This is a genomic window from Halobaculum sp. XH14 (assembly GCF_032116555.1).
GTDB classification, from domain to species: Archaea; Halobacteriota; Halobacteria; order Halobacteriales; family Haloferacaceae; genus Halorarum; species Halorarum halobium.
The window spans coordinates 1,352,506-1,365,279 of sequence record NZ_CP134949.1 but is presented as its reverse complement, the minus strand read 5'-3'; the positions used below and the strand labels follow the sequence as shown (position 1 = coordinate 1,365,279).

Annotated in this window: 16 protein-coding genes; 13 read left to right on the top strand and 3 right to left on the bottom strand. The window is 67.0% G+C overall.

Annotation, left to right across the window (positions count from 1 at the left end; all coding sequences use genetic code 11):
- Window positions 1–8: 8 nt before the first annotated feature.
- Together RJT50_RS06900 and cyaB are read right to left on the bottom strand one after the other, a co-directional pair.
- A complete protein-coding gene (locus RJT50_RS06900; protein ID WP_313695317.1) occupies window positions 9–1,208 on the bottom strand; it encodes a methionine adenosyltransferase in 1,200 nt (399 codons plus the stop codon).
- A 60-nt stretch (window positions 1,209–1,268) separates the two neighbouring features.
- Window positions 1,269–1,859, bottom strand: coding sequence for a class IV adenylate cyclase (cyaB, locus tag RJT50_RS06895; RefSeq protein WP_313695315.1), 591 nt, complete (start codon window positions 1,857–1,859; stop codon window positions 1,269–1,271).
- Window positions 1,860–2,080: 221 nt separating this feature from the next.
- Between cyaB and RJT50_RS06890 the strand changes: the two genes are divergently transcribed.
- From RJT50_RS06890 to RJT50_RS06845, 10 genes are all read left to right on the top strand, one after another.
- Entirely contained in the window at window positions 2,081–3,079 is a 999-nt protein-coding gene (locus RJT50_RS06890) for an FKBP-type peptidyl-prolyl cis-trans isomerase (RefSeq protein ID WP_313695312.1), read from the top strand.
- A gap of 15 nt (window positions 3,080–3,094) precedes the next feature.
- Window positions 3,095–3,355, top strand: a complete 261-nt coding sequence (locus RJT50_RS06885) for a DUF8049 family protein (protein ID WP_313695310.1) — start codon at window positions 3,095–3,097, stop codon at window positions 3,353–3,355.
- Between the two features lie 141 nt (window positions 3,356–3,496).
- Window positions 3,497–3,898, top strand: a complete 402-nt coding sequence (locus tag RJT50_RS06880; RefSeq protein ID WP_313695307.1) for a YlbF/YmcA family competence regulator — start codon at window positions 3,497–3,499, stop codon at window positions 3,896–3,898.
- Between the two features lie 82 nt (window positions 3,899–3,980).
- Entirely contained in the window at window positions 3,981–4,601 is a 621-nt protein-coding gene (locus RJT50_RS06875) for a nucleotide-binding protein (protein ID WP_313695304.1), read from the top strand.
- Between the two features lie 35 nt (window positions 4,602–4,636).
- Window positions 4,637–5,263, top strand: coding sequence for an RAD55 family ATPase (locus tag RJT50_RS06870; RefSeq protein ID WP_313695302.1), 627 nt, complete (start codon window positions 4,637–4,639; stop codon window positions 5,261–5,263).
- Window positions 5,264–5,433: 170 nt separating this feature from the next.
- Window positions 5,434–5,823 carry a hypothetical protein gene (locus tag RJT50_RS06865; RefSeq protein WP_425499712.1) on the top strand — a complete coding sequence of 130 codons (390 nt, stop codon included), beginning with the start codon at window positions 5,434–5,436 and terminating at the stop codon, window positions 5,821–5,823.
- On the top strand, window positions 5,824–6,858 hold the full coding sequence (locus RJT50_RS06860) for a sodium:calcium antiporter (RefSeq protein ID WP_313695301.1): 1,035 nt from the start codon (window positions 5,824–5,826) through the stop codon (window positions 6,856–6,858). It begins immediately after the preceding gene.
- A gap of 671 nt (window positions 6,859–7,529) precedes the next feature.
- Window positions 7,530–7,733, top strand: coding sequence for a hypothetical protein (locus RJT50_RS06855; RefSeq protein ID WP_313695300.1), 204 nt, complete (start codon window positions 7,530–7,532; stop codon window positions 7,731–7,733).
- Between the two features lie 456 nt (window positions 7,734–8,189).
- Window positions 8,190–9,227: a diphthamide biosynthesis enzyme Dph2 gene (dph2, locus tag RJT50_RS06850; RefSeq protein WP_313695299.1), complete on the top strand. Its 1,038-nt coding sequence runs from the start codon at window positions 8,190–8,192 to the stop codon at window positions 9,225–9,227.
- 81 nt (window positions 9,228–9,308) lie between these two features.
- Window positions 9,309–9,872 (top strand): DUF8173 domain-containing protein, encoded by a 564-nt coding sequence (locus RJT50_RS06845; protein WP_313695297.1) that lies wholly within the window; start codon window positions 9,309–9,311, stop codon window positions 9,870–9,872.
- 102 nt (window positions 9,873–9,974) lie between these two features.
- Here RJT50_RS06845 and RJT50_RS06840 read toward each other — a convergent pair whose 3' ends face one another.
- A complete protein-coding gene (locus RJT50_RS06840; protein ID WP_313695295.1) occupies window positions 9,975–10,742 on the bottom strand; it encodes an SIR2 family NAD-dependent protein deacylase in 768 nt (255 codons plus the stop codon).
- 177 nt (window positions 10,743–10,919) lie between these two features.
- Here RJT50_RS06840 and RJT50_RS06835 point away from each other — a divergent pair, with 177 nt between their 5' ends.
- The 3 genes from RJT50_RS06835 to RJT50_RS06825 all read left to right on the top strand — a co-directional run bounded on the left by RJT50_RS06835 (window position 10,920) and on the right by RJT50_RS06825 (window position 12,755).
- Complete coding sequence (locus tag RJT50_RS06835; protein ID WP_313695294.1) at window positions 10,920–11,759, top strand: MBL fold metallo-hydrolase; 840 nt, start codon at window positions 10,920–10,922, stop codon at window positions 11,757–11,759.
- 118 nt (window positions 11,760–11,877) lie between these two features.
- Window positions 11,878–12,405 carry an ester cyclase gene (locus RJT50_RS06830; RefSeq protein WP_313695293.1) on the top strand — a complete coding sequence of 176 codons (528 nt, stop codon included), beginning with the start codon at window positions 11,878–11,880 and terminating at the stop codon, window positions 12,403–12,405.
- Complete coding sequence (locus RJT50_RS06825; RefSeq protein WP_313695290.1) at window positions 12,309–12,755, top strand: universal stress protein; 447 nt, start codon at window positions 12,309–12,311, stop codon at window positions 12,753–12,755. Before RJT50_RS06830 ends, RJT50_RS06825 begins: the two co-directional genes overlap by 97 nt.
- Window positions 12,756–12,774: the final 19 nt, after the last annotated feature.

The following is a 12,774-nucleotide window of genomic DNA, read 5'->3' as shown; positions in this document are numbered from 1 at the left end:
GATGCCGGTCAGAAGGTGGAGAGGTCGCCGTCGATGACGCGGCGGGTGACGTCGGTGACGTTCGCCAGCCGCTCGTCGACGATCGCGCGGACCTCCGGTTCCACGTCCGAGACCGCGACGCCGTCCTCGGTGACGACCTGCGCGTCGGCGACGTGGGGCTGGTCGATGGGGCGGCCGATCTGGGAGAGCAGTCGGACCTGGAGGTCGCGGATGCCGTCGACCTCCGCGACGACCGCCTCGGCGATGTCGGTCGAAAGCAGGTTGTAGATCTTCCCGATGTGGTTGACGGGGTTCTTCCCGGACGTCGCCTCCATGCTCATCGGCCGGTTCGGGGTGATGAGCCCGTTCGCTCGATTGCCGCGCCCGACGGAACCGTCGTCGCCCTGCTCGGCCGAGGTGCCGGTCGTCGTGAGGTAGATCGCGCCCTCCGCGAGGTCGTCGGCGGTGTTCACCTGCACGTGGACCTCGCGGTCGGTGTACTCCTCGGCGAGGTCGGTGACGTACGCCTCGACCGCGTCGACGGCCGCCACGTAGTCGTCCATGTCCTCGACGTGGGCGTCGACCATCGCGGCCGCGACCGTGATGTCGATCTCGTCGCCCTCGCGCTTGCCCATCAGCTTGATGTCCTGGCCGAGTTCTGGGTGGTCGTCGCCGTACCGCCCGTTGAGCGCGTGCTCGGCCTCGAGGACGATCCGCTCGGTCTCGGTCCGGGGCGCGTGGCCGACGCCGAAGGAGGTGTCGTTCGCCTCGGGCACCTGTGCGCCCTCCTCGCCGAACACCTGCTGGAGGTCGCCCGAGCCCTCGCCGAGCTTCACGTCGAGGATGACGTCCCCGCCGACGTCGAGTTCGGGGAACTTCCGCCGGAGGTACGCCCGCGCGGCCTCGATGGCCGTCCGTTCGACGGGGAGCGTCTGCCCCTCGTACTTCTTCGTGGCGCGCCCGACGATGAGCACGTAGATCGGTTCGAGCACCTCGCCGCCGCCGAACGCCGGGGAGGCGGAGCCAGCGACGAGCTGGGTCTCGTCGGTGTTGTAGTGGAGGACCTTGCCGACGCGGTCGAGATACAGCCGCGAGAGCGCCCGCGAGACCGACTCCGCGATGCCATCACAGATGGAGTCGGGATGGCCGAGCCCCTTCCGTTCGACGATCTCCACGTCCTGATCCTCGACCGCCGCGCGGTCGAGTTCGGACACCTGGATGTTCCTCATTACCGAGTCGGTCGAGAGCGCTCGAACTATAACTTCCGGAAACGATTCGAGGCCGGCCGATTACTGTGAGACATCTCTCCCGGCGGCGAGCAGCAGGCCGAGGTACGAGGTCCTGATCCTCTCCTCGGGGTCCAGACGGAGGTCCCTGAGGACGTCGAGCGCACCCTCCCTGACGGTCTCGATCTCCGATTCGGCGGCCTCCGCCTCGACCTCGAGGAACTCCCCCAGCCCCACGACAGAATCGAGCGTGACGGTGTAGCCGTCGAGCAGGAACCGCTCCCGCTCCTTCTCCACGGTCGCCGCCGGCTCGAAGCCGAGCCCGTCGAGAATCCCCCGCATCGCCTTCGGATCCGCGACCGCCGTCTCGCGTTCCTCGCGGGTCTTGGACGCCCGCTCGACGAGCGGCCCCTTGTAGGTGAGCCGGGTTTCGGTCGATTCGTCCGCCCGTCCGTCGGCGTTCCCGTCGCCGTCTTCGGATCCCCGCTCGCGGCGGAGCCGAAGCGCCTCGTCCGTCTCGGCGAACTCGCGGTGGGGCGCGTCGTAGTACACGTCCGTCTGTGTGACCCCGCCGACCCGTTCGGCACCGAGTTCGGCGAGTCGGTCCCGCACGGCGTCGTGGTCGGCCCGCACCTTCACCTCGACCTCGTACATGTGCGTACCCACGCGCCGTGACGCTGAAAAAGGGTGCCCGTCGCGTTCGAGCGACCCCGCGTCGTGTTCGCCCGACCCGGCGTCGCGTTTTCCGGGTCGGGACCAGATTCCGACGTTCCGACGCCATCAGCGATCCGGCGCGTCCGTGAGCCCCCTCGTCCCTGATTTCGGCCCCCGACCGAAACGTGACTGTTAAGAAGCAGACGAGCGACCGTCAGGACATGAGCGAAGAAGAGCAGGCAGACGCGGCCGAGTCCGCGGATGCCGGCGCGGACGGCGAGACCGAGGCGGACGAGGAGAGCGAGGACGGAATCCAGCGGAACGACTTCGTCACGCTCGAGTACACCGTCCGGACCGTCCCCGGCGAGGACGAGGAGGAGGGCCAGGTCGTCGACACCACCAGCGAGGAGGTCGCCGAGGAGGCCGGCATCGACGACGAGGAGTACGACTTCTCCCCGCGCACCGTCGTCGTCGGCGAGGGCCACGTGTTCGAGAGCGTCGACGACGACCTGCTCGGCAAGGACGTGGGCGACTCGAACGTCGTCACCGTCCCCGCCGAGGAAGGGTTCGGCTCGTTCGACCCCGACGACGTGCGGACCGTCAGCGTCGACAAGATCCCCGAGGACGACCGCTACCCCGGCGCGCAGGTGACCGTCGACGGCGATCAGGGCTACCTCGAGACCGTCATCGGCGGCCGCGCGCGCGTCGACTTCAACCACCCGCTGGCCGGCGACGACCTCGAGTACGAGTACGAGATCGTCGGGATCGTCGAGGACCGCGAGGAGCAGGCCGCGAGCATGCTGGCGATGTACCTCCAGGAAGCGCCGGAGGTCCGCATCGAGTCCGAGACCGTCGAGGAGGAGGTCACCCTCGAGGCGACCGAGAACGAGGAGGGCGAGATGGAAAAGGAGACCGAGCTCCGCGACGTCGAGAAGGAGACGCTGTACATCGAGGCGTCCCCCATGATGCAGATGAACCAGCAGTGGATGTTCTCGAAACAGCAGATCGCCCAGGACCTGATGGGCCGGCTCGGGCTCGACAAGGTCATCGTCGAGGAGGTCATCGACGGCTCCGGCGGCATGATGGGCGGCATGGGCGGCATGATGGGTGGCATGGGCGGAATGGGCGGCGGCGACGTCGAGGACGTCGAGGAGGCGCTCGACGACGTCGACGTGGATGCGGACGAACTCGTCGAGGAGCTCGACGCCGACGAGGAGTAAGCACCCCGGCCCCCGATGGATCTCGAATCAGTCCGGGAGGACCTGCTCGTCGCCGGTGCGGCGGCGGGGTCCGCGGTGGCGATGACGCTGGTTCTGGAGTTGGGCGCGAACGTCGCGGTGTCGTTCCCGCTGCGAGCCTCGCCGCTCGTCGTCTACTTCGCGTACCTGTTCACGCGGAAGGGCGGCCCGTACGGCTCGTTCGACACCGCGCGGAACTGGGCCGTCCTCGCGCTCGTCGTCGCGGTCGCGGCCGGCGCGTACGCGCTGTTCGGCTGAACGCGTTCCATCGAGCGGGGTCGCGGAACCAGAGTTCGTCCGACCGCGCTCGCCCGACCGGGCTCGCCAGACCGCCGGCGGGGCCGAACCCGCGCCGTCACAGTCGCGGCGCTTTTACCACCACAACACCAACGCTCGTCCATGAGCATCGAGACGGAGGTCGACGCCGACGCGACGACGGGCGAGGACGTGGACGCGCTCGCGGGCCGGCTCGGCGAGGCGATCGCCGACCTGCCCGCCTACCGCCGGTTCGCCGAGGCGAAGGCGGCCGTCGAGGACGACGAGGAGGCCCAGGAACGTATCTCCGAGTTCGAACAGCTCCGCCAGGAGTTCGCCTTCGCGCGCCAGATGGGCAACGCCGACGAGGAGAGCCTGGAGAAGGTTCGGGAGGCCCAGGCGGACCTCCACTCGCTGCCCGTGATGGCCGAGTACGTCGAGGCGCAGGACGAACTCCAGGACCGGCTCGAAACGCTGAACGAGGCCGTCTCGGAGCCGCTCGCGGTCGACTTCGGCGGCGAGGCCGGCGGCTGCTGTCAGGACTGAGGAACTGATTTTCCCGGACCAGGTCGACGGCGTCGTTCGGGCCGGGTGAAGGTTCAAACCCGAGGACGCGACCAGACCGCCCATGCTCGCAGTCACGGGCGGCAAGGGCGGCTCCGGCAAGACTACGACGACGCTCGGGCTGGCCCGCGCCATCGACGCCCCGACCCTCGCGGTCGACGCCGACTGGGACCTCCCGGACCTCCACGCGCTCGCGGGCGTCTCCAGCGCGTGGCAAGGTGACTCCGTCCAGCGGGCGGCGGCCGAGGCAGCCGCCGCCGACGGGACGCGCGTCCTCCCCGCGCCGGCCGACCGCGAGGACCGGGAAGTCGACGCCGTGCTCCACGCGGTCGGTTCGCTGGATCGGCTCGCGCTCGTGGACTGTCCGGCCGGTGCCGGCCCCGACGCGGTCGCGCCGCTCCGGGTCGCCGACGCCGCGATACTCGCGGTCACCCCGTGTGCGCCCGCGGTGCGCGACGCCGCGAAGGCGACCGCGATGGCCCGACGGGTCGGGACGCCGGTCGTCGGCGCCGTGCTCACCCGTGCCCACGCGGTTCCACCCGGCATCGACGACGTGCTCGACTGTCCGGTGCTCGCCAGAATCCCGGCGGTCGACCCCGAGGTGCTCTCGACCGCCCGCGTTCGGTCCGCCTACGAGTCGGCCGCGGCGGAACTGCCGGCGCTATCAACGCGGAGAGTCGGGTGACAACCGTTAATTGGGCCCGGTGGATGGGCTGGGGCATGACCGACCGGCTCCCGACCGGCGTCGACGTGCTCGACCGCCGGTTCGACGGCGGACTCCCCGCGGGGAGCGTCGTCCAGTTCGCGGCCGACCCCGCGAGCCAGTCGGAGCTGCTGTTGTACGAACTGACGGCCGCCCGCGGGACGCTGTACCTCTCGACCCTTCGTTCCCAGACCGCCGTCACGGACGCCTTCGACGCGACGGGTACCCGCGTCGGCAACCCCACGGTCCGGGAGATCGACGGGGACGCGCCGCTGGACGCGGCCAACCGGCTCGTCGGGACGCTCCCGGAGGGAGCGAACCTCGTCATCGACGTGCTCGACCCGCTCGAACGGCTGGACGGGGGGCGCTACCGGCGCTTCCTCAACGAGTTGCAGACGACGATGGTCAACACGAACAGCGTCGCGTTCCTCCACTGCATGAAGAGCGAGGACACCCCCGAGAACAGGGCCGTGACCGAGCACGTCGCGGACGTCGTCTGGGACCTCCGCACGACGGTCCGCGGGACGGACGTGGTGAACCAGCTCGCGGTGCCCAAGTTCCGTGGCGGACGCGCGCTCGACGAGACGATCAAGCTGAAGCTTGAGGAGTCGGTCACCATCGACACGAGCCGCGACATCGCATAGCACCTCCATCGAGGGCCTTCCTCGCTCGGTCGGCCGTCGGTCTCCCCCGCGGTACAGTCGCTGGTGCTCCCGTGAACCCCTGGTGCTCGCGTGGGCAGTCGGGCTTCACGTTCCGACGGCAACCGCGGGAAATCGACCGGCTTTACCCGTTCGGGGCCGGTGCCCCCGGTATGATCTCCCTACTCGTTCCCCTCGCGCTCGCGGTCGGCGGCACGGTCACGGTGTGGCTCGCCGGGGGACGTCTGGAGTCCGCAAGCGAACGACTCGGCGCACACTACGGCTTCCCGCCGGTCGTCCAGGGCGCCGTCATCGCCGCCGTCGGGTCGTCGTTCCCGGAGCTATCGAGTTCGGTCATCGCCGTGCTGGTGCACGGGAACTTCGATCTCGGGGTCAGCGCCATCGTCGGCTCGGCCGTGTTCAACATCCTCATCATCCCAGCCTGGAGCGCGATCCGGGGGGAGGGGCTGACCGCCGACCGCGACGTGGTGTACAAGGAGGCCCAGTTCTACTCATGGCAGTTATCAATTGATAACAATTCGGGCGTCGGAGGTGCTCGGTAGATGGTGCTTGGCGGATTCCTGCCCGACTCGACTCTTGTGCATGTGGCTGTCATCGCTGTCACTACCGGCCTGATATGGTTAGGCAGCGGGTGGTTGGAGAGTTCGGCAGAACATCTCTCGGCATACTACGGGTTGCCTGCGGTAGTGCAGGGTTCTGTCGTCGTTGCTGTCGGATCAAGTTTCCCCGAACTGGCCTCCGTCGTCATTACCGCACTCGGGGACTCATTCGGGATGGGGGTGGGTGCTGTCGTCGGTTCGGCAATATTCAATATTCTTGTCATTCCGGCCCTCTCTGGAATAGCAACCCATGAACCGCTCGACGTAAGCCGAACGATTGTGTATAAAGAAGCGCAATTTTACATGCTTGCTGTATCTGCACTGGTTATTACCTTCGCCTTTGCAATTATCTACTTCCCTGTGGATGGTGGGGCAGCACTTGAGGGGAATGTAACCCGCCCGCTCGCACTGATTCCGTTGCTCCTCTACGGACTGTATCTGTTCATCCAGTGGCAAGATGTGGGGGATCACGAAAGCGACGATGCCGGTGGTGACGTGAACGTGCTCCGTGAATGGGGACGGTTGGCCGTCGGGTTGCTCGTGATTCTCGTCGCTGTCGAGTCGCTTGTCGGTGCTGTCGAAGGGCTAAACGCCACGTTCGGTATCCCTGAGTTTCTGGCCGGCGTGACTATCATAGCAGCAGCCACCAGCCTGCCGGACGCACTCGTCAGTGTCCGGGCTGCAAGAGGTGGTAAGAGTGTGACGAGTCTCGGAAACGTGCTCGGTAGTAACACCTTCGACTTGCTGGTTGCCATTCCTGTGGGTGTGCTCATCGCCGGGAGTGCTCCCGTATCATTTACGGTTGCAGCACCGATGATGGGAGTTCTAACCGTCGCTACAATCCTCCTATTCACCATGCTGCGAACGGATTTGACTCTCACCGATGTAGAATCATACAGTCTACTCGTCGCCTATCTCATTTTCGTCGGGTGGGTTGTCGGCGAGACTATCGGGATGTTCGGGCTTATCCGGGTGTAGGGTAGATTTCGGGACGATACCCCGGATTGTCGGCTACAAATCGGTGTCGTCGTCGGTGGGCCACTCCGTAATCCGAGTCTGGTGTTGAGTGTATTATTGAGTGACTGATTCATCGCCGGGGCGAACGTATGCTTCTCGCGTTAGGTTCATACACTAACATAGCTCTTCTGTCAGTTCGAACTTTAGATAGTTAAGACAGTTTTCTTAAATAAGAGAACACTTCGGTCTTACCCACCCCGGCGGACTTACCGCCAGAAATCTGCCTCAGAATGGAACCAGAATCTCTCCCATCGGTACGTACATACTGCCGAAAGGTTTAAGTAGTTTGAGTTACAAGGTATAACTGAAAGTAATAATTGTCGGCTGCCAGTGTTCCCTCTCGCATACGGGCCGTCATGCCCCTCTATGCGTGTGTGTGAGATCCGCTGAGTGCAGCAGCATACAGGCTGTTCGACTCAATATGGCCGGGGTAGTCCGAGACACCGGGCAACGGCCCTTTCCGTCGCAATCGTCGCAATGAGCAAAGCAACTGACGAAGCCACGAGTCTGTGGCTAACCGGGTCGGATAAAGAACTGATTCGAGAGTACCGAAACGACGTTTTCGACACCGAACACGTCGGACTGCGCCACGCCGTCCGTCACGCCGTACAGCAAGCGCGAGGTGACGACGAATGAAGGTGACGCTGGAAGTGTCCGACGAGTACGAGCAGGTTGTTCGTCGTCGTATCGAACAGTTGCAGTCCAAGCGTGCCCGCCAACTCCGTAACGCTGGCCGGAACGAACTCGCTGCGGAAGTCGAGGACGCCGACGCTGCGCAGTACATGAAGGAACTGGTACGGGACGACTTGGCCGACGCCGGGCTGATGGACGAATGAAAGAATACACAATCCGGGTGGACGACGACGGTGTCCGTAGCAAGCATGACGCCCTCGTTCGTCTCGCAGAACGGAGCCGTCGTGCGTCTCGCATGAACCGGGACGACATCGAAGCCGAAGGGCCGGACGACAACGTGGCCCAGTATCTCGCTTACGTCGTACACGAGGAATCGGGGAACAAGAAGGGGCGGTAACTGGTGGAGAACGGGCGGGAGAGCCGATATACTGTTTATTGCATACGAAGACAGGGTACGTCTGAAACCCCGATTTCTGTCCCGCTCGGACACTCTCGCCCCGATTCTCCCGTCACCGACGGGACACCTATTGTGGCGGCAGGGAGTAAGGCGTTATCGGGGTGTGGGAGAGAGTGACTCGCGGACACGGGGTCGTGTCACCGACCCACCAGCCACGGCTCAAGCGGGTCGTTTAACCACCTACGCCCGCTACGCCGCGTCAATGAGCCAGCGACGCGAGGGCGACCTCACGAACACCGGGATGTCCCTCAAGCACGACCGCGAGTGGGACTACGAACTCGACCGCATCGTGGAGGCGGTCGAGGAGCGCGACGCCGAGAAGGTCGGCCTCCAGTTCCCGGAGGGGCTGAAGCGGCGCGCGCCCGCGGTCGCCGACGACCTCCGCGAACTCACCGAGGGCGTCCGCTATCTCATCTCGGGCCAGCCGTGCTACGGCGCCTGCGACCTCGACACGTACCTGATGCGCCGGTGTGACGTGTTCGTCCACTTCGGCCACTCGCCGATGAAGCAGTCGGACAAGATCATCTACGTCCCCCTGTTCTCGAACGTCGACCCGTTCCCCATCATGGACGAGTCGCTGGAGGAACTCGCGGACCCCGCCGAGGACCCCGACGTCGGCCTCGTCACCACCGCCCAGCACATGAACCTGTTCGAGGAGATGTACGACTGGCTGGAGGAGCGCGGCTTCGAGGTCCACACCCGCCGGGGCGACGACCGACTCACCCACGAGGGGCAGGTGCTCGGCTGCAACTACGCCTCCGCCGACATCGACGCCGACCAGGTGCTGTACGTCGGCGGCGGGAAGTTCCACCCGCTCGGCCTCGCGATGGAACACCCCGAGAAGACGGTCGTCATCGCCGACCCCGTCAACAACGTCGTCACCGTCGCGGACACCGAGAAGTTCCTCAAACAGCGCTACGGCGCGGTCCACCGCGCGATGGACGCCGACACGTTCGGCGTCATCCTCTGTACGAAGATCGGCCAGGGCCGGTTCGACACCGCCGAGGGGATCGTCGAGGAGAACGAGAACGCCCACCTCATCACGATGGACGAGGTGACGCCCGACCGCCTCCGCAACTTCGATTTCGACGCGTTCGTCAACACCGGCTGTCCGCGCATCACGACCGACGACGGCCCTAGGTTCCACAAGCCGATGCTCACGCCCGGCGAGTACGAGATCGCCGTCGGCAACAAGCCGCTCGAGGACCTCGAGTTCGACACGTTCCACGGAACCTGGTGAGCCCGACGGATCGGTGACCGGCGACGGTCCCCGGACGTCGATATCCCAAAGAATTTAGCATCGCGCGAGGTCCTTCCGGCGATGCCCTCCGCACGAACGCTCGTTCGCGCGAGCGCCGCGGTCGCGGCGCTCGCGCTCGTCGGAACGGTCAGCGCACAGTCGCCGGGCGACGCGGCGCTCGGACTCGGAACCAGGATCGGACTCCGACTCGTCGTCAGCCTCGTCGTCTACCTCCTGCTCGGCGGCGCGCTCGTCGCGCTCGGCCCGCAGTACGCCACCGAACTGAGCACCGAGATCCGCGAGGACCCGATCGCGGCCTTCGGCTGGGGGCTGGTGATGACGATCCTCGTCCCGATCGTGCTCGTCCTGCTCGCGTTCACGATCATCGGCCTCGTCGTGACGATCCCCGGAATCCTGCTGCTCATCCCGATCGGCATCGTCGGCACCGCGGTGACCGTCGTCACCCTCGGAGCCGTGCTCGGCGGCGAGCGTGGCGAAGTGTCGGGGAAGGCGGCGCTCGTCGGCGCCGTCGTACTCGGCCTGCTGGCCGCGATCCCGATCCTCGGGAACCTCATCACGACCGTCGCGACGATGTTCGGCACCGGGATGGTCGGGAAGTCCCTCTACGTCTCCTGGCGCGGGTGAACGGAGCCGCGACGGACCCGTTCTCCGCGTACCCGTCCCTGCCCCGGCCGTTCACTCCGAAACTGGCGCCGGGTCACCGTTCTCGACGGACCCGTCACCGACTCACCCGTCCTCGGCCGTGCCGACCCGCGCGAGGAGTTCCGGGAGCACGTCGGTCAGATCCTCGCGGAAGACGTACTCGGCGCGGTCGTCGTACGGCGTCGGGTCGAAGTTGACGACCGCGAGCGTGCCGTCGCCGGCCGTCGCCAGCGAGGCGGCCGGTTCGACCGTCAGCGAGGAGCCCACGGCGAGGACGACGTCCGCCTCGCGGGCGAACTCCCGGGCCTCGGCGAACGCCGCCGGGGGCAGCCGTTCGCCGAACAGCACGACGTCGGGTTTCAGCGGGCCGTCGCAGGCGCCACAGCGCGGCGGCAGTTCCCCCGACCGAGTGCGTTCGCGGACCGGCGCGGCGTCGACTGTCTCCCCACAGCCCGTGCAGACGACCCGCCGGGCGTTGCCGTGGAGTTCGACCGTCGTGCTGCCGGCGCGGGCGTGAAGCCCGTCGGTGTTCTGGGTCACCACCGCGTCGAGCGACCCCTCGCGTTCGAGCCGTGCGAGCGCGCGATGGGCGTCGTTGGGCTCCGGGTCCGCGGCGTACATCGTCTCGTGGAGTTCCAGACGGTCGCTCCAGAAGCCGGCCGGGTCCCGGCGGGACCGGTCGACGTGAAACGCGGCGGGGTCGAACTGGTCGCCCCAGACGCCGTCATCGCCTCGGAACGTCGGGATTCCGGAGGCGGCGCTGACGCCGGCTCCGGTCAGCGCGACGGCGCGGTCGGCCGCGCGGACCTCCTCGGCCAGCGAGGCGAGCGCTGATCGTGGGTCACCGTCCATGTTTCGGGGTCGTCCCGCGAGGGGAAAACTGGTCGGTGCGTTCCGGTCGGAACCCGCGGCGTGGGCCGTCCATTGGTGCGAGTCCGGGAATTAACGACACGTCTTCGGGGCGGCGCATCGCCGGCGAGAACGGGCGGAGTGGACAACGCTTAGTCCCCGGCACGGCAGGTGAAAACCATGGCAGACACCACCTCCGACTGGGGCGACTGGCTCCCGCGTGCGGTCGAGTCCGCCGAACCCGAGGGCGTCGCGCTCTGGTATCTCGGCTGCAACGGCTTCGCCGTGAAGGCGGACGACGGGACGACGCTCTGGATCGACCCCTACCTCGGCACCGGCGACCCGCCGCGGACGGTCCGGATGATTCCCGTCCCGTTCGACCCGGCCGACGTGAGCGAAGCCGACGCAGTGCTGGCCACCCACGAGCACACCGACCACGTCCACGGTCCCTCGCAGGCACCGATCCTGGCCGGCACTGGCGCGTCGCTGTACGGCCCGGACGACTCGCTCGCGGTCGCCCGCGAGGCGGAGGCCTGGACCGACCACTGGGACGTGACCGAGGACCAGTTCGTCGAACTCGCCGAGGGCGACTCGGTGTCGTTCGGCACGTTCGACGTCGACGTGGTCGAGGTGAACGACGGCGACGCGAGCCACCCGGTCGGCTACGTGATCCAGCACGAGGCGGGGACGCTGTTCCACGGCGGCGACACGAAGCCCCACGACGGGTTCGAGTCGGTCGGCGAGGCGTACGACGTCGACCTAGCGGTCGTCGCGTTCGGCTCGGTCGGCCGGATTCCGGACAAGGAGACGGGCGAACCGCGCGTGAGGAAGTGGTACAGCGACGAGAACGAGGCGGTCGAGATCGCCAGCGCGCTGGGGGCAGACCGGCTGCTCCCGAGCCACTGGGACATGTGGAAGGGGATGACGGCGGACCCGACCGCGCTCCACGAGCACGCGGGGAGCTTCGAGCACCCGGAACGCCTGGAGATCGTCGAGATCGGGGACCGCGTCGACCTCTGAGTTCGCCACGGCGGGACCGGGGTGCGGGCAACAGCCTCGTGGTCCCGAATCGTATGGCTGGTATGGGGACCGACGAACTCGACCCGAAGGAGGTCGCCCGCCGCGACGTCGAGGTCGCGTGGAACGACGGCGACACGGACGCGATGGACGAGATACTCACCGAACACAGCGCTACCACGACCCGACCGGCGACGGGGAGGAGCCGCTCTCGGAGTTCAAGCAGTTCATCCGGGGGTACCACGAGGCGTTCCCCGATCTCACCCTCGCCGTCGACCGCTACATCGCGGAGGACGACCTGGTCTCCATCTGGGGCCGCGCGACGGGGACCCACGAGGGGCCGTTCATGGGAATCGAACCGACCGGCAACCAGATCGACGTCATGGTGATCAGCGTCGTTCGGGTCGAGGACGGGAGTCGCCGAGCGGTGGGCGACCGTCGACGTGTTCGGCATGCTCGGGCAACTCGGGCGGGAGCCACTGACCGAGTAGCGCTCCCGGCGACCGCCGGACAGCCACTATATTTTTGGGGCGACCTGCCGAGTCGGCGGGCATGGATCACGCACTCGCGGTCGTCGGCCCGACGGAGACGGCAAAGCGGCTCGTCCGTGAGGCGGGGGAACTCGCCGAGGGCGTCGGTGCCGACCTGACGCTCATCCACGTGACCGACGAGGAGGAGTACGACGAACAGCGCGAGCAGCTGGCGAAAGTCGCGGGGACGAGCGCGACCTACAGCGTCGGGCAGGCGGTCGAAGGTGCCCGAAGCTACGCGGGCGACATCGGCCGGGAGGTGCTCGACGGCATCGACGTCGAGTACGACGCCGTGGGGAGCGTGGGCGACCGGGCCGAGACGGTCCTCACCGAGGCTGGCAAACGCGACTGTGATCACGTCTTCCTGACCGGGAACAAACGCTCGCCGACGGGGAAGGCGCTGTTCGGCGACGACACCCAGCGGGTGATCCTCGACGCGACCGTTCCCGTGACGGTCGTCACCGAGTGAGTCGCGGCCCCCGACGGCT

Coding starts and splice junctions, on each gene's coding strand:
- RJT50_RS06860 (WP_313695301.1), top strand. CDS start 5,824: ATGGTGCTTGGCGGATTCCTGCCCGACTCGACTCTTGTGCATGTGGCT.
- RJT50_RS06870 (WP_313695302.1), top strand. CDS start 4,637: ATGACCGACCGGCTCCCGACCGGCGTCGACGTGCTCGACCGCCGGTTC.
- RJT50_RS06885 (WP_313695310.1), top strand. CDS start 3,095: ATGGATCTCGAATCAGTCCGGGAGGACCTGCTCGTCGCCGGTGCGGCG.
- RJT50_RS06855 (WP_313695300.1), top strand. CDS start 7,530: ATGAAGGTGACGCTGGAAGTGTCCGACGAGTACGAGCAGGTTGTTCGT.
- RJT50_RS06865 (WP_425499712.1), top strand. CDS start 5,434: ATGATCTCCCTACTCGTTCCCCTCGCGCTCGCGGTCGGCGGCACGGTC.
- RJT50_RS06835 (WP_313695294.1), top strand. CDS start 10,920: ATGGCAGACACCACCTCCGACTGGGGCGACTGGCTCCCGCGTGCGGTC.
- RJT50_RS06825 (WP_313695290.1), top strand. CDS start 12,309: ATGGATCACGCACTCGCGGTCGTCGGCCCGACGGAGACGGCAAAGCGG.
- RJT50_RS06880 (WP_313695307.1), top strand. CDS start 3,497: ATGAGCATCGAGACGGAGGTCGACGCCGACGCGACGACGGGCGAGGAC.
- RJT50_RS06900 (WP_313695317.1), bottom strand. CDS start 1,208: ATGAGGAACATCCAGGTGTCCGAACTCGACCGCGCGGCGGTCGAGGAT.
- RJT50_RS06875 (WP_313695304.1), top strand. CDS start 3,981: ATGCTCGCAGTCACGGGCGGCAAGGGCGGCTCCGGCAAGACTACGACG.
- RJT50_RS06890 (WP_313695312.1), top strand. CDS start 2,081: ATGAGCGAAGAAGAGCAGGCAGACGCGGCCGAGTCCGCGGATGCCGGC.
- RJT50_RS06845 (WP_313695297.1), top strand. CDS start 9,309: ATGCCCTCCGCACGAACGCTCGTTCGCGCGAGCGCCGCGGTCGCGGCG.
- cyaB (WP_313695315.1), bottom strand. CDS start 1,859: ATGTACGAGGTCGAGGTGAAGGTGCGGGCCGACCACGACGCCGTGCGG.
- dph2 (WP_313695299.1), top strand. CDS start 8,190: ATGAGCCAGCGACGCGAGGGCGACCTCACGAACACCGGGATGTCCCTC.
- RJT50_RS06840 (WP_313695295.1), bottom strand. CDS start 10,742: ATGGACGGTGACCCACGATCAGCGCTCGCCTCGCTGGCCGAGGAGGTC.